Annotated in this window: 12 protein-coding genes; all 12 read right to left on the bottom strand. The window is 45.5% G+C overall.

The window, feature by feature from the left end; genetic code table 11:
- Positions 1-4: 4 nt before the first annotated feature.
- The 12 genes from AABW11_RS14990 to AABW11_RS14935 all read right to left on the bottom strand — a co-directional run bounded on the left by AABW11_RS14990 (position 5) and on the right by AABW11_RS14935 (position 25,401).
- A complete protein-coding gene (locus AABW11_RS14990; RefSeq protein WP_340105940.1) occupies positions 5-3,664 on the bottom strand; it encodes an ABC transporter permease/M1 family aminopeptidase in 3,660 nt (1,219 codons plus the stop codon).
- Positions 3,665-3,682: 18 nt separating this feature from the next.
- Positions 3,683-4,573, bottom strand: coding sequence for an ABC transporter ATP-binding protein (locus tag AABW11_RS14985; RefSeq protein ID WP_340105939.1), 891 nt, complete (start codon positions 4,571-4,573; stop codon positions 3,683-3,685).
- Between the two features lie 423 nt (positions 4,574-4,996).
- On the bottom strand, positions 4,997-5,263 hold the full coding sequence (locus AABW11_RS14980) for a GIY-YIG nuclease family protein (RefSeq protein WP_340105938.1): 267 nt from the start codon (positions 5,261-5,263) through the stop codon (positions 4,997-4,999).
- Positions 5,264-5,559: 296 nt separating this feature from the next.
- Positions 5,560-5,976 carry a hypothetical protein gene (locus AABW11_RS14975; RefSeq protein ID WP_340105937.1) on the bottom strand — a complete coding sequence of 139 codons (417 nt, stop codon included), beginning with the start codon at positions 5,974-5,976 and terminating at the stop codon, positions 5,560-5,562.
- A 69-nt stretch (positions 5,977-6,045) separates the two neighbouring features.
- On the bottom strand, positions 6,046-9,810 hold the full coding sequence (locus tag AABW11_RS14970) for an FG-GAP-like repeat-containing protein (protein ID WP_340105936.1): 3,765 nt from the start codon (positions 9,808-9,810) through the stop codon (positions 6,046-6,048).
- A 1-nt stretch (position 9,811) separates the two neighbouring features.
- Entirely contained in the window at positions 9,812-11,749 is a 1,938-nt protein-coding gene (locus AABW11_RS14965) for a glycoside hydrolase family 97 protein (protein WP_340105935.1), read from the bottom strand.
- Between the two features lie 104 nt (positions 11,750-11,853).
- On the bottom strand, positions 11,854-12,798 hold the full coding sequence (locus AABW11_RS14960) for an alpha/beta hydrolase (RefSeq protein WP_340105934.1): 945 nt from the start codon (positions 12,796-12,798) through the stop codon (positions 11,854-11,856).
- Between the two features lie 238 nt (positions 12,799-13,036).
- Positions 13,037-15,604: a glycosyl hydrolase 115 family protein gene (locus tag AABW11_RS14955; protein ID WP_445263783.1), complete on the bottom strand. Its 2,568-nt coding sequence runs from the start codon at positions 15,602-15,604 to the stop codon at positions 13,037-13,039.
- A 35-nt stretch (positions 15,605-15,639) separates the two neighbouring features.
- Positions 15,640-17,319, bottom strand: coding sequence for a glycoside hydrolase family 43 protein (locus tag AABW11_RS14950; RefSeq protein ID WP_340105932.1), 1,680 nt, complete (start codon positions 17,317-17,319; stop codon positions 15,640-15,642).
- Between the two features lie 87 nt (positions 17,320-17,406).
- Complete coding sequence (locus AABW11_RS14945; protein WP_340105931.1) at positions 17,407-18,606, bottom strand: endo-1,4-beta-xylanase; 1,200 nt, start codon at positions 18,604-18,606, stop codon at positions 17,407-17,409.
- Between the two features lie 340 nt (positions 18,607-18,946).
- Positions 18,947-21,418, bottom strand: coding sequence for a glycoside hydrolase family 95 protein (locus AABW11_RS14940; RefSeq protein ID WP_340105930.1), 2,472 nt, complete (start codon positions 21,416-21,418; stop codon positions 18,947-18,949).
- Positions 21,419-21,675: 257 nt separating this feature from the next.
- Positions 21,676-25,401, bottom strand: coding sequence for an FG-GAP-like repeat-containing protein (locus AABW11_RS14935; protein WP_340105929.1), 3,726 nt, complete (start codon positions 25,399-25,401; stop codon positions 21,676-21,678).
- Positions 25,402-25,543: the final 142 nt, after the last annotated feature.

Here is a 25,543-nt window from a genome sequence, read left to right as displayed (position 1 = left end):
GCCTCTATTCTTCTTTCGATGGGGGCCTTCGGTTGTCTCCCGAGATAGTATCGATTAGTTTGTTGTATGGATCGATTCCAACTGACACAGGCTCTTCATCTACCGTAATAGTGAACTCATTTATGATGTCAGTGAATTTTCGTTTTTCGAGATAGAGCACGGTTTCATTTCCTTCCTCATCCACACCAAACACCCCCACGTCAATCCAATCTTTGAGTGGGAGTGATTCTACCGGCCGGCGGCGTCCCTCCACCTCTATCGCAAGACTGTCACCGGCAGCATTTTTATAGATGCGTTCCCCCGTTTCATCAGCCCGGTATTTGGCAGATTGCAGCGTTAGATTTACGTCATATGTGCTGCTGTCAACTTCGGTATAAGTTGCCTCTTCCACCCGGTTGTCGTACAGCGTAATCGTTTCAAACATATCTTCAATGAGATATTGCATTGAATCGGGTGTTGCCTCTTTAAGCTTATCAACCAGCTCCAGGGAAATAGTATACGGCGGCTCCTGGAAAGCTACATCATCAATATAATCACTCAGTGCGGCATTTAATCTGTTCTCACCGATGTAATCACTCATTGCATAAAACACCAGCGAGCCTTTATTGTAGTGAATGTACTGCTGATTCTCGTTGTAAACCAGCGGCAACTCCCTCTGAGATTCAAACGTCCGGCCGGTCAGATAGCTATCCAGCGCATCCTTTAGGAACCGACGCATTTGATCAACACCATACTCCCTTTCCAGCACTTTCAGGGCGCTGTATTCCGAGAGACTTTCAGAGAGCATGGTTGCACCCTGCACATTGGCCCCGATTACCTGGTGTGCCCACCACTGATGAGCAACCTCATGCGCGGTAATGCTAAAGGGATAATTTACGGCTTCCTCATCCGTGGTATCTACATCAGCGATGAAACCGACACCCTCAGAATAGGGAACCGTATTTGCAAACGACTGTGCAAAGCTGCCACCGGTTCGGGGAAACTCAATGATACGAAGCTGACGGAACTGGTAAGGACTAAAATTCTCCGTGTAATAATCCAATGATTTTTTAACCCCATCAATCATATAATCCAGGTTATAGGTGTGATCCGGATGATGATAAACTTCGATACTTACGTCGTTCCAGCTATCCCTGGCGACCTCAAATTCAGCAGAGATAAAGGAGTAGAAATTCACCATGGTGCTGTCCATTTCGTAATTGAAATAGCGCCGGCCGTTCTCCTCCCACTCCCGCTGCAAATACCCGGGCGCGATGGCAATCTGTTCCGGGGATGTTGAAATCGTCGTTTCAAAATCGATCCAGTCTGCATCGCTGGAAATATAGTTGTTCATCCGTGCAGTGCTGTCTGTCAGTGGAGCCATTCGAGGTTTGGGCGGTAGTCCGTAACGTTCACGAGCCTCTTTGCTTTTCAGCTCACCGGATTCCTGGTAACCGATTCTCGGGAAAGTGGAGTTGTTGATGAATGTCCCATTGAATCGGACCGGGGACTGATTTTCCAGGATTTCATTTGGCTCATTGGCAAGAGTGAAATCGAAAACGACCGAATCGCCGGGCATCAGTGGTTCCATAAGAAGATAGATGTCGTAATTCATCGTGTCATCTTCCAGCACCAACTCAAAGTCACGATCAAAACTAAATGTGCTGAGAAGGTAGTTGTGATCTATATGAATGGAATCGATAGCTACATCTGTCTGATTTACAAGAATGTAGTTCCCTCTGACTTCAAGGTCCCTGGTTTCAGGATACAAATCCAGATCTATGCTGCTCGAAACGATGCGAGGCTGTGGGGCATTTTCAAATTTCCCATAATTCTTCTCAAATTGAGCTGTCCGCTGCTCCCACTCCTGGGATGAAACATACTCGTGCTTGATGTTATTGACGTAATAGATCCACGAACCCATCCCCAAAAATCCAATCAGTGAAAGCGTAAAAACAACCTTGAGATTTGGGGTGAAAGCTTCACTCGCATTTTGAATCCGCTCTTTGAATCCGCCGGGCAGTCCTCTTCTGAACAATACAATAGCTAGCGTATATAAAGCTATTCCAAGCAACAACCAGTAGCCTTTATATACAAAATATGGCGCGAGAGACCTGCCATATCCATTCATATCAGAATAGGCCGTACCGGGTGCCTGGTTGAATTTTAACACGGTTTGCTCGATGCCAAGCTGTCCTAAAAAATTGATCCCAATAGAAATGATGAGCAGCAGGATAAACCCGATGTAGTAATTCTTAAACAGACTGTGAATGAAGATGGATAGCAGTCCCCAAATCGCAACATGTACAAGTGATATGGCATACAAATCAAATAGATATTGGCCAATTTCAAAATTGTAGTAGCCGTTATAGAGCTGTACGCCTAGTCCTGCAATCATGATGATGGAAAGCAGCACCATCTGCATGAGCACGAGCGCGAGGAATTTTGAAAACAGGATCGCCCAGTTTGGAGCCCCGGTCACATGAATCAGCTGATCCATCTTATCACCCCGGCTACGGTGGATGAGCATTCCCGCGTACAAAAAGGTCAGGATATTTATAAAGAGGCTGAAAAAGGTGCCTGGTAGCTGCAGCATCTGCCACGTGACCGGAAGCGTATTTGTACCAAAAATCTCACCACCTAATAGAATGACGCTCAGCGAAATCAGCAAGCCAATCAGACCGATAATAATAAACGGCCAGCTTCCCACAACGTATCGGAAATCAACTTTGGCCAGCTCCCAAGAGAGGCTCAGATTTTTCATAAAAGAAAAATCCAGAGTTACTTTAGGCATATTCACAGTTAAAATACTGCCGAAGTTTTTCTTGGTAACCGCTTCGCCTTTTTTCTTTCGGAAGAGATTAAAACTGAACGCCTGCTGGCTAAAACTAAAGGCGCTGTAAACAAGGCCAAATATGAGGATGCCAAGCCCGCCCCATATCAGTCTGTTGTACAGAATCACATCACCCCACGGCAGAGGATTTTCATTCTGCTCAAAGACCGTCCAGTACTCCGCATAGTAGGCGTTGGCTTGCATACCATACGGATCTAAAAGAGCAGCCAACATTTTATTATCCAAATCTGAGGTAAGATTCTGAGCAAAAATCTGAATTAGAAAAAATCCCAAAATTATGATGAAGGCGACATTGATATTCCGGGTAAAAGCGACCACGGCAAACACCATCGCCCCGAAAAAGATCATGTTTGGGATGAGATAATAAATAAACGGCTGAACATAGCTCATCAGGTTGAACGGGCCGAGCAGTTCGGGGTTCGTTCCCGGCGTAAGGGTGCCAAGAATAATTCCAAGGGCAGCTGCAAGCATTACCAGGGTTGAAACTGTGAGTCCTGCCATGAATTTACCGAGCAGATACTCCCATTTTTTGAACGGATAGGAATACAAAACCGAATGCATATTGTGTTTGTAATCCCGGTATATGGTTCCGCCAATGAGAGCCGGCAAAAAGAAATAAAGGATGATGGCCATCTCATTTAGGATACCATTGATGGCTATTGGCGAGTTCACAATTGTGGCGGTATTCATACTAACGGTCAGGCTCTCAAAAATTCCAGACGCACTGATCATCACAAAATAAGAGAGGGCAAACATTATCCCGGCATACACATAAAACGACGGTTTACGCAGCCAGTACCGGATCTCAAATGAGAATATTGAATAGAACATGATGAATGATTTTTTTGATTAGGCGGCTACAACTTCTTTCTCTTCCTGCAAAGTGACGAAATATACATCTGCCAGATCAGGCTCTTTCGCGTGGAAGGTTTCATCAGGCTGCTCCATTCCGTAAACCCGTACGTTCAGGGTATTGTCCTGATTGAAGTTGGATGAAATGATATTATACTTTTCCTGATTGTCTTCCAGCTCATCCCGCTCAATCACTTTCGTCCAGATTTGGCCTTTCAAAGCTTTTACGGATTCTTCCGGTGTATGATGGCTCAATATCCGGCCACCATTCATGATGGCCATATCATTACAAAGTTCCTTCACGTCATCTACAATGTGGGTCGAGAAAATCACGATGTGATTGGTTCCGATCTCGCGAAGCACATTCAGAAACCGATGCCGTTCTGATGGATCAAGCCCGGCGGTGGGTTCATCCACAATAATAAGTTTCGGGTCGTTTAGCAGTAGCTGAGCGATTCCAAACCGCTGTTTCATCCCTCCAGAGTAGCCGGCAACACTTTTGTTTTTCACCTCGGTCAAGTTGGTTACTTCAAGGGCGGTATTTACCATATTTGTTCGTTCACTCTTATCGGAGATCCCCTTAAGGCGGGCAAAATAATGCAGCAGATCTTCGGCCGACATCTTTGGATAGACTCCAAATTCCTGCGGCAAATATCCCAGCACTTTCCGGAGGCTTTGTTTATCGTTCAGAATATTGATGTCATCCAGATAAGCCGTCCCTGAGTCGGGCGCCTGCAGTGTAGCAATCGTGCGCATCAGCGTTGATTTACCGGCCCCATTGGGACCCAAAAGCCCGAACATGCCCGATTCGATGTCGATAGAGACATCATCAAGAGCTTTCACTCCATTCTTGTAGGTTTTCGAAATATTGGAAAGTGTAAGCTTCATAGCCGGCCCGTTAGTTTTTGGATTGAGATCGTGATGAATGATAAAACGACGAATTAAACGAAAGAAAATAGATGAGGTTTCAAAAAAATAGTACTAACAGAAGACCAGCTAATCCAAAAATGTTGCCATTTAATTTCACTCGCCACCTGATACCCTAATGCCCCGCTCTCTTTGTCAAAAATAAAAATGAATGCTACTAAGTGCCTTTTGAATTTAGTTTAAATAAGATTTTCAGATTGGTTACTTAACTTTTTTTGAATTAAACACTTTTTCTGCAAAACTACTAATGAGAAATAAAAAAGGCCGCCAAGGTTCAGAAAGATATGAAAACATAAAACCTTAGTGACACTATGTGTCCTTGTGCCCTCGTGGCAAAAAAAGTGAGTTCACTAAGACATGATGATTTCAAGAAGATGAAAACCATCAAGCCGAATCACCTTCCACCTGTCGTATCAACACTTCCTTCTCGCGTTTTGAAAACTGCTTAATCTCATACTCCCTCTTGCAAGCTGCTGAACGATCGGGATGCTGCTCAACAAACACAACTTCCCGCGGTTCATGAGACCGCAGATATTTGGCACCTCGACCCTCCCGATGCTGATACCAGCGCCGGATCACGTGATTGGTACTCCCGGTATACAAACTACCGTCCGCACAGCGGATGATGTATGTAAACCAGCTTTTCTTCACAATAATAGATCCGAATATCTCACAAAGTGAATTTTATGTTATGGGCAAAATTCATATCAGGTTTATCAAAAAATAAAAATTTGATAGATGAGAAAGCGTGTCAGGAAATTTTGCAGAACTCGTGGGTGAAAATTATTCTGTACATAGAATCTGATGGACTATTTTTTTGCGGATAAGATATGATAAGGCTATGCAAAAATTCTCTATGAAATAGCCCCCTATTACAGATTAAAGCAGTTATCAGCCCACATAGCAGGATATTCTCAAAAAAATTAGCATTCAGCCAAGGAAAATATTTATTCAAGCAGCTTATCTATCTCCGTGAACAGCATTTCTGCATAGTCTATCCGTTGGTCTGTGGGGGTTCCGTAGTTGTATTTGGGGTTATTCACTTGTACTTCAACAGCATTTGCAGTGTCTACTTTCGCCAAAAAGACAGATGCCTGCATTGAGCTTACCATTTGTTGACCGGCAGTTGATCTTTTGGCAAACCTGATTATCGTTCTTTGGTTGGCCTGATTTCTCTGTTCGATACTAATAATACTATAACTATTACTTCGGATGGCTCTCTCAGTAATATCAACCATTTTATCTACGGTTTCATTATAGACTCTGACATTATCCCCTCTCATAGTGCCCATGCCGGCACAAGCGTGCAGAGTAATAACTGCGGCTATTGTTAATAGGAGTGCAAAAAAAGATTTATTCTTCATTTTCATATTATGTTAGATTTAGATCTATTTGTATAGCTTAAACGTTTAGGGTGGCAACAATTTACTTGACTATTGCCCAATCACATAGTTTAATTGACCATCTTTTACATCTATGTTTTGCTTGGTACCATCAAACCAGAAAACTTCAATAGCTGCTACATTTTGAGCACGTCCCATGACCTGCGAAGCGCTGTTTTGCGACCAATACCCGGACCCTGCCTGGATTTCCCGACGCGGACCTTTTTGGCCATCTACATAAACCAGCCTGAGACTGGACCCAAAGGCATTTCTGTTTTCCGGAGGGCCTATCAGCCGTACACGTAATCCGGGTGATTCAGTACGGTTAACAAATAATCGTGTAGGCCCATCATTCTGACCAACCGCAAGATCAACCCGGCCATCCATATCAATATCAGCTAAGGCTGCTCCGCGCTGTTCACCGTATATGTTAATGCCACTTATATGACCCGGGATAGCAGTAAAACCACCATTTCCATCACCTCTTAACCAAAGGCCTCTACCAGCGTCAAATCGAGGCAACAAGGGGCGAACGGAAAAAAGATTTTGGCTCAGAAACAGGTCTTCTTTACCATCATTATCATAATCGGCCACATTTACTGAAAATGCAGCTGAAAACTGTGCCTCTGCCGGTAATGGGTACCCGGAAAACGTCCCCCCTTCATTCATAAATACCATTTGCTCCACTCTATTTAGCTCTTTAGATGGGATGTTTTCAGTATCAGTCCAAAGAAGATCCTGAAGAGTAGCGTTAGCAAAATCGCGATAACTATACACATTTTTCAGCATCGTTTCGCCTATAGACCCAAAAGCGAACGGACGTCGACGGGGAACATAGCTATCTTTTTGCGGATGATGATAAGCTTCAATAATGTCTACCCGGCTATCATTGTTGAAGTCCTGATAAAACATCTTGAGTGGTTGGCCGGTATTGAGCTGATAGGGAGAATTTTTGCCAATATTCGTAGCGACAATATCGGGGAGCCCATCGTTATTGAAGTCGCCCGTGGCAATCCCGTTCCACCAACCTTTGTACTGCTCCAGACCGGCGGACTGCGTTACGTCCCGGAAGTTCCCCTGCTGGTTTTGAAATAATTTGATAGATCCCCATTCTGTAGCCACGATCAGATCGGGATCTCCATCAAGATCGTAATCAGAAAAAACAGCACTGGTCACAAGGCCAATCTCTTCTAAAACTTTAGAATTTTCTTTGTCGAGCTGAAACGACCCGTCGTTATTGGTGAACATCCTTGAGTTGGCGTTCTGAGGATACCTGCCAGGAATAAACCGGCCGCCGACAAAAAGGTCAAGGTCACCATCGGCGTCATAATCGGCTGCGGCCATGGGGCCTGTTGTAGAATAGACTCCTTCCAGACCGTCGGCAAGTGTTTGTTCTCCCTCAATGGTATAACCATATGCTGATGGTACCTGCTCACTACCCTGTTCGTAGTTAGCACTGCCAACCATCAATTGCGTCCCCCCTGCAGCTTCCCATCCAAGCACCATGGTTTGGTCGCCGGGTGCCTGACGGCTTATGTTACCAAGTGTAACGGGCTCGAAATTTCCGCTGCCGTCATTCTGATAAATACCGATGGGTTGGCCCCGACCGGCTGCTATAAAGAGGTCGTCATCTCCATCGCGGTCATAATCAATCCACGATAAACCCGGACCCAGCCGACTCAGATGATAGGGCAACAATGGCTGTATTTGAAAATCATCAAAAGATGACTCTTGGTGAGTGTGGTCAATGGATGCAGAAATATCTTGAAACAGTGATTCCATAGGTGATGTAGAAGGATACTCAGTTTCCACAGTTTGTGGATCCTGAATTTCATAAATGCGGTTAGCCCTTAAGCTGTCAATACTGGTGCGCTTTCCATTTGGCCAGTTGATCATCAATTTATGATCGGGGTTGAAAAGATCCGCGGCAAATGCGATCATCTCTTCCGAACCTGACAGGTAATCACCACCGGCGGTTATCTGCTTTTTCTGTGTTACCGGTCCACCGGTAAGTTTGAGTGTAGAACCAATAATCGATCTGTTTTCGGGAGATGACACGAGGCGAATAGCGATTCTTGGTGCATCAGAACGATTTTCAAAGACAGTGGCTGTATCGTTTAATCGATTCAGAACTACATCCAGATCACCATCCTGATCAAAATCTGCGACAGCCATGCCGTGAGAAATATCCAGGCCTCCAAACCCCCATTCGCCGCTTTTTTCAGAAAAAGTCAGGTCGCCATTGTTGCGGAAAGCCTGGTTCGGCAATTCTAAAGATGGATAATTTATAATATGACCCATTGACTGTTCGCCCGTCTCGCTGTATCTCCGGTTCATCGCCTGTTGTGTGTCGAGGTCCAGCACATCATACGCAAATCCGGTAGTGATCAGCAAATCTTCATAACCATCTAAATCTACATCCAAAAACCGGGTGGCCCAGGACCACTCACTGGCTTCCAAACCGCTGAAATAGGCAATCTCAGCAAAGGTATTGTCCCCGCGGTTCAGGTACATTGAGTTGCGATTGTATTGCGGATCCCGGTCCGCATCAAATCTGATACCCGGAAACGGCTCTGAAGTCTGCTGGCGGAGGCGCCTTTCATGGACCTTACTGAGCATTTCCGTCACAAAAAAATCAACCGCACCATCCCGGTTAATGTCAGAAAAGTCTACGGCCATCGACGAAAAGCTTAAATTGCTAACCATATTAGGGTCAGCTGCTTTGAATACTCCCTCTCCCTGGTTGATCCAGATCCGGTCTCGTGTCCAAAAGTCATTAGCTACAAACAGATCAGGCAGCCCGTCGTCATTTAGATCCTGAAATTTAGCCGCCAGGCCCCAATCACGTCTCAATCCGGCCGGGTTTCCCTGGCTATCTAAAAAATGATTGTCCAAATTGTTTACTTCCGTAAATCCTCCAGATCCATCATTAATAAACAACTGGTCTTTCTCACCGATCTCTTGTCGTGCCGGACGTTTGCCCTCCTCTCCATGGGGAATCAGCGTGTAATAATCATCAAAAGGAGGTATAAGCGTGTATTCATCCCCGCTCGGTGAGCTTTCCTTATTTATGGTGTTCTCCCATTTAAGCTCATCAAGCTGCATCACATCATCTACAGAACGTTCACGATAATTAGTGACATAGAGATCCAGATCACCATCTCCGTCAATATCCGCCAATGCAAGGGTGGTATTACCTTTCTTTTGTGTGGTGTTGAAACTGTTTTGCGCACTCATCTCAAATTGGCCCTGCCCGTTATTAAGGTACAGGCTAATCCCTTTGTGGTACGACGATATCAGGAGATCAGGATCACTATCATTGTCGACATCGGCAAATACGACGCCGGCGGAATAATATCCCTCATGGGCAACCCCGGCTGAATCAGTTATTTCCTTAAAGGAAAAGCCACCAAGATTTTTGTAGAGCCTGTTGGGGCCATCCAGCTGTGCCAAATAGAGATCCATACGTCCGTCACCGTCCACATCTGCCGTAGCTACTCCAGAACCATTCAGGTAGTGATGGTTCCTGGCAATATCTTCTTTAGAAATGTGATTCGAAAAATTAATCCCCGTTTCTGATGCATTCACACGATTAAAACCGGGTTCATCAGATCTGCCCGTGTCAATTTCTGCCCATCGATATCCATCTTCCTGATTCCATTGAAGTTCCACTTGTTTTCGTGATGAGCAACCGGTCAATAGAAAACAGAGAAATATCACGTGCATAAAAGAGAGGCCTCTGGCACAATTTCCAGGACGGCAATCTCTGTACGCCATACCCACCACACTGTCACCTATATCAGACACTATTACCATATCATCGATTAATTATCACAAAGCCACCATTGGGCTGAATTGTAATTGAAATTTCTCCATCCTCAGGAACTTCAACCTGTTCCATATATGTCTCTTTATCACTGTCATCGTTATACATCGCCACTTCTTGCCCCGCAACCATAGGTAACTGAAGCGATAGTCTTTTTGCGGATCTTTCAGCATTTACACCGGCTATGTACCATTTTTGTCCATGGCGACGGGCGAGCACTGTAAACTTACCCGGGTAACCATCAATAAAAATTGTTTCATCCCATGTCGTTGGTATATTGCGCATGAAATTCAATTCAAACTCCGGTACATCATGCAGGTTATTGGGCGTCAGTGCAAACATCTGTACAGGGCTTTGAAAAAGAATACCTGTTGCCAATTGAAACGCATCGGTGGTCTGCCGTTTCTGGCCCTGCTCATTTCCTTTGTTTAGATAGTCGTTCAGCACAACGCCGCCAAACTCCATGCTTGCTACTGAATTTCTTATAAATGGATGTAATGATGCATAGAACGCTTCTTTTTGGCGAACGTCCTCAACAAAGACAAGCATTTCTGATGCCAGAACGGCCTCGTTTCCTACAAAATTAGGATACATCCGTTCCCAACCGCGGGGAAGGGTCGTCCCGTGGAAAATAACCTGCAGTCCATGATCATTAGCGTCTGATAGGATATTCTCATAGAGACGCATCGTAGTTTGTTTGTCCCCACCCATGAAATCTACTTTTATACCTTTTACTCCCATATCCTGCAGCCATTTCATCTCCTTTTTTCGAGCGATCGATGTGTGCATCTTGTCTCTGGGTGTCTGCGGAGCGTCATTTACGACTCCATTGGAATTATACCAAAGAAATACGCCAACGCCTTTCGAGCGTGCATATCGTATTAGCTCTTCAATCTTATTGTAGCCGATATTTTCATCCCACCATGCATCAATCAGAATGAATTCATAATTCATTGCAGCTGCTAAATCTATGTAGGTCACCTGATCTTCAAAATTCATGCTGCTATCCTGCCAGATAATCCAGCTCCAGGTACCACGCCCAAAATCATATGACTGGGAAGGCTCATAAAGAGGCTCAACCACATCCCATGAGATGGTTGTTTCAACAATCGGTTTCAGTGTCTCTCCAACCGTAATGGTACGCCAGGGAGTTACACCCGGAAGACCGATTTGTGCACCAGTACTACCGAAGCCATTATTTTGTTCAGCACTGGGATATTCAACCGTAAAAATTCCATCATTGTAGCTGCTCAGATGCGAGGCATTGTAATTGCTTCCAACTCCGGTTTCCGAAAGCAGCACCCAACCGCTGTCTCCTATCTTGAATAGCCCCGGATAAACATATCCATAGTCAGCATTGGTATTCTCAATGGGTTCATCGGCTACATACCCATTTTCATAGCTGGGTGCGGTACGAGCAAAGCCGGTCATAGGTGTCATCATCGGGGAAAGAAAACTTGTTGTTGAGGCTGGGAACTTGAAACCGGTGGTTTCCCGCTCAACTACGGCAGCCCTGGTTTCACCCCAGACGGGAAATTCATACCTAAACGCGATGTCATTATTGCTTACCTGGAAAAGGACCGAAATCTGTTTTTCGGCTTCATTTTCCAGAATAACGTTTAACGTATTGGCATGATATTCGACAAAGGACTGCTTGATTTTCCTCTGAGTATATTCCTTGCTGACCTCACCGGTCGTTGATGCCGCAAAACTCATATCAGACCTGAAATCCCCTTCATTGGTCACCAATCCGAGCGGAGAGTTTTCAAGCATCGTTTTCCCGTTGTAGGTAACTGAATAGACCGGATTGCCGTTGTCTACTGATACAGCTATTTCAAGATTCCCATCAGGACTGGATACCGTCATTGGAGTTTGTGAATATGTGACTGATGCCATCATCAGACTCAATAAAAATATTAATATTCTCATGGTAGTATTGATCCTTTAGTCGAAATGATTTTTAATTGATTCCTTTCCTTGGCGTATTAAATGGATGGTATTAGTTTTATTTCACAACAGATGTAAGTTTCATATCAAAGACCGATCCATCCGGCATTTGTCATCCACTTAAAAATTGGCGCCATCCACTCGCTGGTTGGTTGCGATAATACAAATCCATGTCCCCCTTTGGGATAAAGGTGTAATTCCACAGGCACGCTGTTGCGCTGCAAACTCTCATAATAATCGATGCTGTTATCTACAATTACAAGATCATCATCTCCGGTATGGGTGATGTAGGCAGGAGGTGTCTGCTCAGTTACTTGCAGCTCATTTGAATATGCATTTACATATTCTCTCAAAGGAGACCTGCCCAACAAATTGTTACGTGACCCCGAATGGGTCAGATCATCCCGCATACTAATGACGGGATAAATCAAAATCTGGAAATCAGGTCGCAGGCTGGTATTCTTCTCATTGGGGATGAGCGCTTTTTCAAAATATGTTGCAGCCATTGACGCCAGATGTCCTCCGGCCGAAAATCCCATAATACCTATTTTATCTTCATCAATTTCCCATTTATCTGCATCTTCCCTAACCGATTTTATGGCTTGCTGTGCATCCTGTAAAGGACCTATTGTTTTGTTCTCCATGGTGGCATCCCGCGGCAGCCGGTACTTCAAAACAAATGCAGTCACTCCATTTTTTGCAAATTCTTTGGCGGTAGTTACTCCTTCACTCTCATACACAACCACACTATAGCCGCCACCTGGACAAATCACAACGGCCGCACCAGTAGCGTTATCTTTTTCCGGTAAAAATACTTCAAGGGTGGGGGTAATCACTTCACGAAATACGCCCGATGTTAGTTCGGTATCAGACTCCGACAGGTCACTGCTTTTTGAATTGGGAATTGCACCGGGATACAGGTTAAATACTTCCTGAGCACATAAGGCATCTGCAGATAGGAATGATAACATAAAACATGCAGCAATCACCACCCATTTATCCTGAACTTTAATAAATCGATTATTAACCATTTGTTCGTATCCGTTAAGTGACTCTGTTTAAAGCGGTATCGTAGCGTAATGATCCTAAATCCAACACCAAAAAACAGGATCCCGATGTTTCAATTATTCCAGGTCAGTACATAACTTATTTTGGAGTGTCCCCTTTCTCCCGAAGGAATCTATTACGGGGAAAGGGAGACGTATATCTTTTTCCGACCCAAAGGGTCTGCAAATTAAACCATTTACATATTAAATCGATTGTTAACGTTTATTCCCTTTCGTACGGGCTTTCCGGCATCTTGAGATGTGTTTGTTCATAACCACCATCATCAATAATAATCTTATGAAATACCACGCCGGGATTTAGCGGCCGGATAGTTAGGGTGTGAATACCGTCAGCACTGTTGGACAGCTGTAACGTATGGGTCGTTTCAATGATACGATCTGCAGCAGTGGGGTACATCAGCGAGTAATTATTCTCCCAGGTCAGATCTTCGTTGATGTTCCAAATAACTTCTTCCCCGCCATTGATAGAGGCAGCCACGCGATGCCCCTCCCCGTTAAATGGAAGCGTCGTTCCGAAAATCGTCCGAAGCTCTACGGTGTCCGCTTCTGTATCCAGCGTGAATTTGTATGTAAGCTCGGCACCATCCGGCATTTCTGTGTAGGGCATCAGGGCAAGTCCTGACAGAGTCCGCCCCATATCCGGGATGATTGTCCATTGGGTATTTTCAGCTGCTTTACTCTCGTAATAGTGTTCGGCTTCCATAGACACCACGTTATGCTCACCCTTAAAGGTGTATCCACCTCCCCGGTTGGCTATGCTTGAATCTACACGTGTTACTTCCGGCATTTGATCACCGCCCTGAGGAGCGTTCCAAGAAGTATAACCAATATGGGCTTTATCCATCATGTGGTTCCATTTGCCATCGGCAATGCTGTGATACTCCTCCGTAAGCTCGTCATCGTACGCAAAGCTATCTTCGGCACGATCGGCCCAGTAGTTGGCCCGGGGGTCATTCTCGGCTGCTAACTTGCGGTTCATAGCCACTGAATAATAGAGATCGTATAGATTGGCCATCGCCTGTACCGGGAACAGAATTAGCTGGTGGTAGGAATCTTTATACTCTTCCTGCAGACCGCGGAATTGCCGCAGCGCGCGGGCCTCGAGTGCCATGTAGGCATCGCGAACCTGGCGAAACTCACCGCTCTCCAGGTTATAGGTGTTTTCATCCAGCATTTCTGCAGTAACGCGGCTGTTGTACTTTGTAGAGGTAGTTAAAATATCGGCTGCCTCTTCTGCTTCTGCAGTACCAACTTTCTCTCGCAGAAATTTCTGTGCATAATCTTTAAGATTATGGGCATTAAATGAGTCAGGATTCCATGCCATATCAAGGAAAAAGGTCATCGGGTATTCCATAGGCTTGAGATCGCCCACATTCAGGACCCATACTTTATCCACGCCATAGTCGTAGGTGAGCTGCAGCTGCTCCCACATGTGGGGCAGCTGATTCATGTTCAGCCATTCGTAAGAGCGGGGCGCACCGTGATAATCTACATGATAGTACATGCCGTATCCACCGGGGTGTTTCGGCTCATTGAGATCCGGAAGCCGTCGAACGTCGCCCCAATTATCGTCAGCCAGTAAGATGATAACATCATCTGGCACTTTCATCCCCTGCTCATAATATAGCAAAACCTCTTTATAAAGCGCCCAAACCTGCGGCGTTTCAGAGGCCGGTTCCCCCGTAACATCTTCGATAATATTACGCTGGTCGGAGATAATGCGCTCCATAAGGTCGATATTTTTCTGCATGCTGCCGGCACCCTCCATCGCCATGTCACCATCTCCGCGCATCCCCAGCGTCACCAGGTTTTCATACTCGTGATTTCGCTCAAAACCATCACGCCAGAACTGCTTTAGACCTTCTTCATTTGTCAGGTAATTCCACTCGCCGTTGCCGTACTCATCACCGTGTGCCGTCCACTCGGCCTGGGCCCTCATCATTGGCTCGTGGTGAGAAGTCCCCATCACAATACCATACTCATCAGCCAGTTTCGGATTTTTCGGATCGTCCTCGTTGAACGCCTTGCCCCACATAGCCGGCCACAGGTAGTTCCCCCGCAGACGGAGAATCAGCTCAAACATATGTGTGTACATATCACTGTTAATGCCGCCAAATTTTTCTCGTGCCCATCCGCCAAAAGCCGGTTCTTCATCGTTAATAAAAATACCCCGATATTTTACGGCGGGCTCACCTGAAGCATAATAACCAGATAAGGCAAAAGCTGACGAACGCTGTATCACCGGCACATCGGCCCACCAGTACCACGGAGAAACGCCCAGTTGTCGGGATAATTCATAAATGCCATAAATCGTACCGCGCATATCACTGCCGGCTACGACAAGGGACTTTTCCACACCAGGACGTGGATTTTCAACCGTAGTTATAACGAAACTTTCCCACTTCCCTTCCAGGTCTTTATCGTCAAGCTTGTCTTCAGACACCATTTTATCAATCAGCTCACTTTTGCCAAGCGTGCCGATGATAATCTCAAGATCTGAGAAGGGCCCCGATGTCATCATTTCAGGCTTCACTCCTGAGACCGTATCTATATCGGACTGCAGGTCGCCAATGGCCCGAATCACTCCTCCATAATCATTGGGATCATAACGCAGGGGTGCCGCTTGCTGATCTTCGTTTACAATCGGGAAATCCTCTTCCGATTCTGCCTGTGTGTTAATAATTGTTGATGTTAGTCCGCTTGTTTGCTGTGCCAGAACAGGCAGGCAGAATATAATGCTAAGCAAACATGATAAAATCATCTTTCCCATGGTGTTCATCCTTCAATAGTTTTTTCACTTTCTAATTAGTTGGTTTGGTGCAAACCGGGCTCTACCCTGAAATAATCGAAATCTACTGACCCTCCGGCTGTCTCCGTTGCATAGTTGAACAGGGCAAACCGGTATCCTACAAAGTGATCCAGCGTATACTGCATCTGCAGCATATCGCCAATTTGTTGCCATGATTCACCATCCAGGCTGTAGTAGAAATAGGCTTTATCGGTCCTGTTTTCAAAGTCAAACGCAACTCTGAGGTACACCTGGTCTTGAACCAGTGGAAGAATCTCTATCTCCTCCTGATCCTCAGGTGTCTCTTTCATCATCACAAGATGTGTAGTTCCATTTTCTTTTTTTACGCCCATAAAACCGTTTATACCCTGTAGTGCGCCCAATCCTGCGTAATCACCATCTTTCATATTTTGGGTATCCATCAAAACGGTGCCGGTACATTGCGGCCCGAATGTCCGTTGAGTGAGAGTATTCCGGGTATTTACCCAGCTGGTGTCAATCTCGGCGTTGGTCAGCCGAAGGTAGCCGAGACGTTCGTCGAGCGACCAGTGCTCGGAATCGGGGTTGTGATTCCACTGCCATGCCAGTGACAAGCCTGACAGGATTTCAGTTTCATCGTTATATTGGGCAGGCCCCGCATCTCCATCAAATTCATCAGAGGAAACAATTCCGGCCGGATCATCATCCTCAGCCTGAATATTCAACAGCTTAGGAACTTCGCCGTCAACACCAAATATTGGCCAGTCATTTTCCCATCGAACGGGAACTAACTGAGGGATGCGACCTACTGCCCCGTGATCCTGAAATAAAAATGCATACCAGTCGCCGTCAGGCGTATCAATGAGCCCGCCCTGGGCAATCCCTTCATATTGCAGTGATACACGCCCCGTATATTCACCCAACAGACTGTCCGACCTGTAGGTTAGCTGAGTACGTCCATCACCGGCCGGCCAGGAAATCAGAGACACATAGTAGTACCCGTTTATTTTTTTGATGTGGACTCCCTCCGCCGGCACATAAAACTGGTCTCCTGCAATACTTTTAGAGTCAGAAATGAGCACGCGGTCAACACCGCCGGATTTAATAGCCGTAGCATCTGCCGCGAGTTCAACAATTCTGATATCATCGACACCATACAGCAGGAAGGCGCGTCCATCGTCAAAAATGAGGGACGGGTCGTGGAACAACCGGTCTATGGTGAATCTCTCCCATGAACCGGATTCGATATCGTTGGTGCGGAAAACATATGTTTTCCCGGTTGTATTCGAAAAGGTAGCCAGATAGTACGTTCCGTTATGGTACCGGAGACTGCTGGCCCAGGTACCCTCTCCATACGCATTCCGGCCATTTTGGAGCAGAAAAGCGTCACTATCAGCGAGTGTATCATACACATAATTAACAATCTTCCAGTTGACCAGATCATTCGACTTCATGATTGGTACGCCCGGATTAAAATGCATGGTAGTACTGCTCAAATAATAGGTATCTGCAACCCGTATAATTGAGGGATCAGGCACATCAGCCCATATTACCGGATTTTGAGCACTATTTGTGGCAGCATCTGTATTGTCTTCTGTATCAGGACCAGCGACCGGCATTGACGTGTTTTGTGCACACCCAGCCTGTACAATCATCAGGACAAATAAAAGCAGTATCCCCTTTAAACTGAATTCTTTAAACGACATTGAACTATCCATCTGCACAGTTTATAAACTTTATCAGATTGCTTGTAAATTTCGGTTCTTCTAATTGGTTATTCGTTTGAAATGGGCACGGCCAATCCTCTAATCCTCAGCAACTTCCAGGATGCCAAAAAGGGCCGGTTTGGGTTCATAATTCCTGTCAAAAAGTAGCGGATGATTTGTTCTGTTCGGAATAGGAAAACCATTTAGCCATGTGTTTCCGTCATCCAGTCCCCATAACGTGACCCGATCTATCTTATCCTGTTGTTTTTTGAAGAGTTCAAACAGCTCCACATATCGATCTTTGAGAATCTGCTGCATGTAATCCGGAAGTCCATTCGTGAAAGGATTTAATTCTGATGGTACCGGCTCTCCGGAATCGGGATCATAATCCACATCAACTTCATTTTCAGATGGCAGTACATTGACGTCGAGCTCCGTAATCATCACTTTGACACCCAGCTCAGAGAATGCAAGAATACTTGCTTCAATTTCTTCGATCGACGGGCCATTGATGCCATAATGCGCTTGCATTCCAATGCCGTGAATAGGAATATTATTTTCCTGAAGCCGCTTCACCATATCAACAACCGTTTGCCGCTTACCGGAAGCCCACAAATTATAGTCATTGTAGTAAAGCTCAGCGCCGGGATCGGCCTCATGGGCATATTGAAATGCTTTATCAAGGTAATCTTCCCCAATAATCTCTAACCACTTCGACTGGCGAAGCCCATCCGACCAGGTTGCTGCCTCGTTTACCACATCCCAGGCGTCAACACGTCCCTTGTAACGACCCACTACCGTATCGATGTGATCTTTCATTCGTTGCAGCAACGCTTCGCGGCCAAGCTCATCCCCGTTTTCATCTACAAAGGTCCAGTCCGGAATTTGGGAATGCCATACCAGGGTATGCCCCACTATAAACATGTCTCGTTGTTCTGCAAATTCGACAAACGTGTCCGGGCCATCGAATGTGTATTGGTTGGGCTGTGGATGGATGCTTGTCCACTTCAGTAGATTTTCAGGCGTTGCAGAATTAAAATGTTTATTTATAAGCGGTATGGCTTCCGGTTGATTACCATAGACCTGTGAACTATTCAAGGCTACCCCTATTTTAAACGTCCCTTCATAAGCACCGGATAATGATGCAGGTTCTTCTTGTACTCCTCCATTATCTACTTCCTCATCAGGTTCATAAATCACTGTATTTGTTGAATTATCGCACCCAACGAGCAAAACAACTAAAAGCATTGCTACTGCCTTAATGTTACTTAAATCGAGGTTTCCTTTTGAAAAAATCATGGTTTTGTATTTAAATTAATTTATGATAATAATCAGAACAGATGCCGGGTCAGTCCTAATCACTTACGTAGTTACCACTAACCTCGATAAGGTTTAATTTATAGACGTTCATATAGCATTTTATGTTCTACTAATGGAGCGACAATGTCATATGTCAAGTCATCGACCGCCAATACTTTTAAGACTGTAGTTATATTCCTTAATTGCAATGGGTTGGTACATATTTGTAATATTGAACTGCTTTTACTCATTGATGGCTTCTGTTTGGGATTTTAAATTTGGTGCATTATCATAGAATTTTCAGCTTAAATAAAGCCCGTTGATATTGGCTGCCCATCATTTACTTCCCTACCAGTGTATAGGTTTGGCCTTCTACGGTGTCGAAATCATATTCAAAGATGTCAGAAACATTGGGTAAATTCAGTTCGGCGTCGGGCGATACCAACGGCTCCGGGGTTTCCACTAGCTGATAAAAACTGTTTTGATTGGTCCCGGTAGCTTTCTGAAGAGTCAGGCCATTGGTTCCCAATATCTCACCTGCAGCCCTAAGCCGAACGTTGCCGCCAAGTGTAGATTTTATTTTCAGTTCGGAAACCCGCCCATCCTCCCATGTCAATGATTCTATGATAAACCCGCCCCGGGCCCTCAGACCACTGATCCGGCCACTGTCCCATTCACTGGGCAGCGCCGGCAGCAAGTGGATTGCTCCGTCATGGCTTTGCATCAGCATTTCGGCAATACCGGCGGTGCATCCAAAGTTGCCGTCAATCTGAAACGGCGGGTGTGCGTCAAACAGGTTAGGATAAGTTCCGCCACCTCCCAAGTTCCGTTCTGAGCCGACTGGTGCCAGCTGATCTTCAATGAGTTTTAGGGCGTGATTACCATCCAGCAGACGCGCCCAAAAGTTCACCTTCCAACCCATCGACCAGCCGGTGGACACATCCCCGCGGTATTCCAGTGACGTACGGGCTGCGTCAAATAGATCGGGCGTACGGTAAGGAGAAATCTGGGCGGCCGGATATAGGCCAAACAAATGTGAGACATGGCGGTGTTTATCATCCTGGCTGTCCAGGTCTTCCATCCACTCCTGCAGCTGCCCCAATCTGCCGACTTGCATCGGGGGCAACTGAGCTCGTTTTTCTTTGAGTGTTTCTACAAAAACAGAATCTCGTCCTAATACCTCGGCCGCCCGTATCGTATTGGTAAACAGCTCAAAAACAAGCTGATTATCCATAGTAACCCCGGCTGCGATTGAAACACCCGAGCGGCTTTGGGGCGCATTTTCCGGTGAATTACTCGGAGCTACCACCAGCCAGCCATGTTCCGGCTCCTCCACAAGGAAATCCACATAAAAATCTGCACTGCTCTTTAATACCGGGTATACTTCTTTCAGATATTCTTCATCGCCGGAGTAAAGATATTTCTCCCACAATTGGTGCGTCAGCCAGGCACCACCCATCGGCCACATGCCCCAAAATACGCCATCAACCGGGCCGGTGATCCGCCATATATCGGTGTTATGATGGGTCACCCAACCATCAGCACCGTACATTACGTCGGCCGTTTCTTGTCCGGTAATGGATAGCTCTTTGACCATCTGGATCAGCGGCTCGTGCATCTCATCCAGGTTGGTCAGCTGGGCCGGCCAGTAGTTCATCTCCGCATTGATGTTGAGGGTATATTTACTATCCCAGGGTGGTGTCATCTGCTGATTCCAGATCCCTTGCAAGTTAGCCGGCTGTGATCCGGGACGCGAGCTGGAAATCAACAGGTATCGTCCAAACTGGAAATACAGCTCAATAAGTTGTGGATCGGCACCCCGAGCAAAATCTGCAACACGTTCGTCAGTCGGCTTTCCGGGTGCCCCAGCGCTCCCCAAGTCTAGTTCAACCCGGTTGAAAAAGGTTTGATAATCGTCCGTGTGAGCTTCGAGTATCTGGCTGTAAGATTTTTGCCGGGCATGGTTTAAATAGTCACGGGCCAATGCCTGTTCATCCGCGCTGATATCATCATACCTCTTGAAGTTTGTGACAATGGAGATACGTATAGTAACCTCATCAGCTTTACTCACATTCACGGTTGAATCGGTAGCCACTACAGATCCTTCCTTAGTCTCAAAGGCGGTAATAGACTGAAACCGTACTTTTCCCGGAATACCTTCGTGATCACCTGACTTTCCTGATAAAATCAATTTCCCGTTTTTAACTGATACAGTTGATTGCTGGGGACTTTCCATAGATGCGGAAAAAGTGATAGATTCCGGGTGACTGGCCGAAAGCTGTATAACAATAACATCATCAGGCGCGGAAGAAAACACTTTCCGGGTGTACTCTACCCCATTCAACGAATAACGGGTGGTGGCCACGGCGGTTTCCAGGTTCAGGTCACGGTAGTAATTTTGAACTTCTCCATGTCCCGGAAAAGATAACAGCAGGTCGCCGACGGTTTGATATGGCATCCCATACGGACCACTGAAGAAAGTTTCTCCTGCCAGCTGCTGAGCCTGCTCGTGTTTTCCTTCAAAGATAAGCTCGCGTACCTTCGGCAAAGCCTGGCGTGCAGCCGGACTGTCGTTACGGTAGGGACTTCCCGCCCAAATCGTATTTTCATTCAGCTGTATCCGCTCTATGTGGGTATTACCATATACCATGGCACCCAGCCGGCCATTTCCAACCGGCATCGCTCGCACCCATTCTTCCCCGGAAGGTTCATCATACCACAGCAACAGATCCCCAGCCGGTTGGCTGCGGGCTACTTCACCCATTATGAGGAATGCCGAAACAATGCATAGAAATATCATTACTGGTTTCATCTTATCAGTGGATTGAGCTCTATAAGATACTGTTCAACGAATTCCAATAGCCGGGTTGGTCCATGTTTCATTAATGTTCCAAGTTTGGTTGAAGTTTTAAACGATTAATGTGCTTCGCAAAACCTATGCTGAAACGTTTTTACAGGCTTATTTGCGCTCTTTTTAGGTTCTTCGGCTAAATGAATGTCACCTGTGTATGAAAATATTTAAGTAATGATCAGGTACAGCTTTTTTTGATTCGATTAGCAGACCTTCATTTACTCCTCATACGCAATCACATAATTCCATCTTTCAGGTTCAATTGAGATGTTCTCAGATTTCCCATCCGGCCATCGCACTTCAATAGCTGCCGGTTGATTATCATCTGAATACCCAATGACCTGGATTGATCCATTCTGAGACCAGTAGCCTGCCCCGGCCTGTAGTTCTCGCATTGGGCCTTTTTGACCGTTTTTATAAACTAACCGCATGCTTGCACCAATTGCATCACGGTTATTCGCCGGACCTAAAAGCCGGATCCGAAATCCACGTTTTTCTGTCTGATTTTCATAAAGTTTTGTACGGTTTCCATTTTGGGTAACCACTAAATCTATACGACCATCGGCATTAAAATCGCTAAGTGCTGCTCCTTGTTGCTCACCATATATCATTACACCGCTTTCCTGGCCAGGCAAGGCCCTAAACTGACCGCTGCCGTCTCCTGCCAGCCATAGTCCCCGGCCACCATCCAGACGGGTATCACCCGGGGGCAGATCAAAGAAGTTCTGGCTCAAAAACAGATCCTCATTTCCATCGTTATCGTAGTCGCCTATGTTCGCACTAAATCCGGCTGTCAGTTGAGCCGTACGCGGCAATGGATGAGCCTCAAACTCTAAGCCATTTTTGTTGATAAATACCATGCTCTGAAGTGTATTTATCTCTTTATATGGGGTGATTTGAATCATAGCTCCAAGGATATCCTGTAGTGAAGATTCAGCATAATCCTGGTATGAACGCAGGTTGGAATATATCGGCCTAAATCCTGAGTAAAACTTTAGCCCTCGTATAGGCACATATGCCTGCGTCTCTGTATTATAATTGGCTTGTATAATATCAAGTGAGTTATTTCCATCAATGTATCCGTAATACATGCGCATCGGATGATCTTCAACAATCTCATACCGGCTATTTGTGCCCCAGTTTGTGGCTATAATATCTGGCCGGCCATCACCATTAAAATCTCCTGTGGCAAGTCCATTCCACCACCCCTGATATTCATCTAATCCCAATTCTTGGGTTACTTCCCGGAACTGCCCCTGATCATTTTCATATAGTTTAAGGCTGCCCCACTCTGTGCTGACCAGTAAATCCGGCCAGTCATCACCATTATAGTCGGTAAAGACCGCACCGGTAACCAACCCGATGTCTTGCAAAAGCTCAGTGTTGGCTTCATCCTGTACAAACTGCTCATCATCGAGTGTATATAGCGCTGAACTTGCTGATTCAGGATATTCACCGGGAATAACCCGGCCGGCTACAAACAGGTCAAGCGTTCCATTCTTGTTGTAATCAGCTGCGGCAATAGTTCCGGTACTTGAACCTGTTCCCGGTAATTCTTGAGTGTTTACTACTTTGCCATCACGAATCATATAATGATAAGCTGAAGGCACTCCCGTGGAAGGCTGTTCGTAGTCTGATTGCCCCACTACCACGTTCATGCCTTTATCTGTTCGCCAGCCAATTATTGCTGTTTGGTCACCGCCATGGGTGCGCTCATGATCTAAGCCGGGAATATTTTGCCTGGTAAATTCCCCTCCGCCCTCGTTCCGGAATACTGCCAACCTCCCATCCTCTGCTGAGGTCTGCATAAAATCTTCCCGATTATCATTATTGTAGTCGAGCCAAGCCACACCAGGCCCAAGCTGGCTCAGCATTACAGGTATGAAAGGCTGCCGCCGATAATCTTGAAACTCATTTTCAGGATCAGACATATTAATACGATCAGAAACATCTTTGAAAATCGGCTGAGCAATGCCTGTATCGGTATCAGTGCCCGACCGGACTGAAATGCTATCCTGGTAAATTTCGTAGATGCGATTGGCACTAACATTTTCAATAGTACTCTCTTTCCCATCAGGCCATCTGATATTTAACGCCTGATCAGGTTTTTCTGGCTTAATGGCAAACATTAGCTGAGGTGCTGAGCCTGACATGTAGTTGCCGCCAGACACGATGCGTTTAACCTGCAGAGGCTCAAAACCACTCAGAGTTACCCTTGCACCTATAGCCTGGGTGTTTGGCGCTGAACCAATCAAGCGAACAGCTATGCGAGACTCTCCGCTGGCATTTTCATAGATAGCGGCCTTATCATTCATACGGCTGGAAACCATATCAAGCGCTCCGTCATTGTTCAGGTCAGCAATAGCCAATCCCTGGGACACATCCTCCTGAGTGAAGCCCCACTCAGAGCCTACCTCAGAAAACGTTAAATCTCCTCCATTTTTATAGATACGGTTTTTAAGATTCAGGGATGGATATTGCAGTTTCGTTCTTAGATAGCGTTCAAGATTATAGGGTTCCTCATTGTTGCTCTGGCTCAATCGTGCACTTGAATCCAGATCCTGTGCATCATATTCATAGCCGGTAGTAATAAACAGATCCTGCAAACCGTCTAAATCCGCATCAATAAAAGATGTTGCCCACGACCAGCCACTGGCTTCCACCCCGCTATAATTGGCAGTCTCTACAAAACTATTGTCCCCCCTATTTACAAACAGGGTATTTTGGGTATACTGAGGCTGGTTTAAAATCTCTCCAGGGCCAACCGGTACGGGGTCCATATTTATAATTTGGCGCATACGGCGGCTGTGAACCGGGCTAAGCATATCGGAGATAAACAGATCGGCGTGTCCATCATTATTCACATCACCAACCGCTACTCCCATTGATGACAAACTCATGTGCCTGAAGTTGTGCGGATCTATTTTTTTAAAAACTCCATCTCCCTGATTGATCCAAAACTGGTCAAGCGTCCAAAAATCATTGCAGACATACAAATCGGGCAGGCCGTCACCATTGATATCCTCAAATCGAGCCGTGAGCCCCCATTTTTCGCCAACACCAAGGGGTTCTCCATTTTCATCTAAAAAATGATCTTTTAAATTCTCAACTTTTTTAAATCCCTCCCAATCTTCACCGATTCCACCTTCATTTAAATAGAGTTCGTCCACCGTTCCTTTTTCTCGGATGGTTGGGCCCATAACGCTGGTTATATTGGTGTAATATTTTCGAAACTCCTCTTTAATATTGTAGCGGTCACCTTCTCTAACAGCCACATTACCACCAATAAGATCTCCCGGAGAGTACAAATCTCGTACTCTTTCATTAATATAGTGTGTTACATATAAATCAAGATCTCCATCCCCATCAATGTCGGCAAGGGCCATGGTTGTTCCACCCACTGTAGAAGAATCTAAACCACTTTGTTTAGCATGGGTAAATTCAGCCTCGCCATTATTTAATAGCAGTATGGTTCCATTATCATAGGTAGTTACTAATAAGTCTAAATGACCATCTCCGTTTACGTCAGCAAGTACGGTACCTGCTGATTTATAGTCATTCAGCTCCACATCGGCTACCTGAGAGATATCATTAAAGCGAAAGTTACCTTGATTGATGTATAGTTTGTTGGGTCCATCAATTTGTGTGAAATACAAATCAGTCCAACCATCACCATTAACGTCTCCTGCCGCAACTCCTGACCCGTTAAGCAGCACACTATTATTTATATAGCTTTCTTCTGCTAAATTACTGCTAATCGCTATTCCCGTCTCTGATTCTGTTAATTGCTTAAATCCCGCTTTTCCCTGGCCAGGCAACTGCAGTTCAGACCAGCGGTACCCTTCTTCCTGATTCCAGTCAAATTCAATATTCTCGCGCTCGGTGGTGCATTGAGCCAACAAAACCGACAGCAATAAGAAGAAGAATAACTCTTTAAATTTCATAGAGTTAAGATTAGTCAATGGGTGTTTTACAGAACGTTTTTATTATAGACTCATACACTACAACGGTTAGCAAATATCGAAAGGATTTAAAAACCATGACTTTTACGAAATCACCCGACAACGAACCCACATTATATGTAAA

This window comes from Rhodohalobacter sp. 8-1 (assembly GCF_038150125.1).
Classification (GTDB): domain Bacteria; phylum Bacteroidota; class Rhodothermia; order Balneolales; family Balneolaceae; genus SW132.
The sequence above is the reverse complement of the archived record's forward strand: the minus strand, read 5'-3'. Positions and strand labels throughout refer to the sequence as shown.

Bases quoted from the DNA above. Each gene is read 5' to 3' on its own strand.
- AABW11_RS14990 (WP_340105940.1), bottom strand. From the start codon at position 3,664: ATGTTCTATTCAATATTCTCATTTGAGATCCGGTACTGGCTGCGTAAA.
- AABW11_RS14985 (WP_340105939.1), bottom strand. From the start codon at position 4,573: ATGAAGCTTACACTTTCCAATATTTCGAAAACCTACAAGAATGGAGTG.
- AABW11_RS14975 (WP_340105937.1), bottom strand. From the start codon at position 5,976: ATGAAGAATAAATCTTTTTTTGCACTCCTATTAACAATAGCCGCAGTT.
- AABW11_RS14970 (WP_340105936.1), bottom strand. From the start codon at position 9,810: ATGGTAATAGTGTCTGATATAGGTGACAGTGTGGTGGGTATGGCGTAC.
- AABW11_RS14965 (WP_340105935.1), bottom strand. From the start codon at position 11,749: ATGAGAATATTAATATTTTTATTGAGTCTGATGATGGCATCAGTCACA.
- AABW11_RS14960 (WP_340105934.1), bottom strand. From the start codon at position 12,798: ATGGTTAATAATCGATTTATTAAAGTTCAGGATAAATGGGTGGTGATT.
- AABW11_RS14955 (WP_445263783.1), bottom strand. From the start codon at position 15,604: ATGGGAAAGATGATTTTATCATGTTTGCTTAGCATTATATTCTGCCTG.
- AABW11_RS14950 (WP_340105932.1), bottom strand. From the start codon at position 17,319: ATGGATAGTTCAATGTCGTTTAAAGAATTCAGTTTAAAGGGGATACTG.
- AABW11_RS14945 (WP_340105931.1), bottom strand. From the start codon at position 18,606: ATGATTTTTTCAAAAGGAAACCTCGATTTAAGTAACATTAAGGCAGTA.
- AABW11_RS14940 (WP_340105930.1), bottom strand. From the start codon at position 21,418: ATGAAACCAGTAATGATATTTCTATGCATTGTTTCGGCATTCCTCATA.
- AABW11_RS14935 (WP_340105929.1), bottom strand. From the start codon at position 25,401: ATGAAATTTAAAGAGTTATTCTTCTTCTTATTGCTGTCGGTTTTGTTG.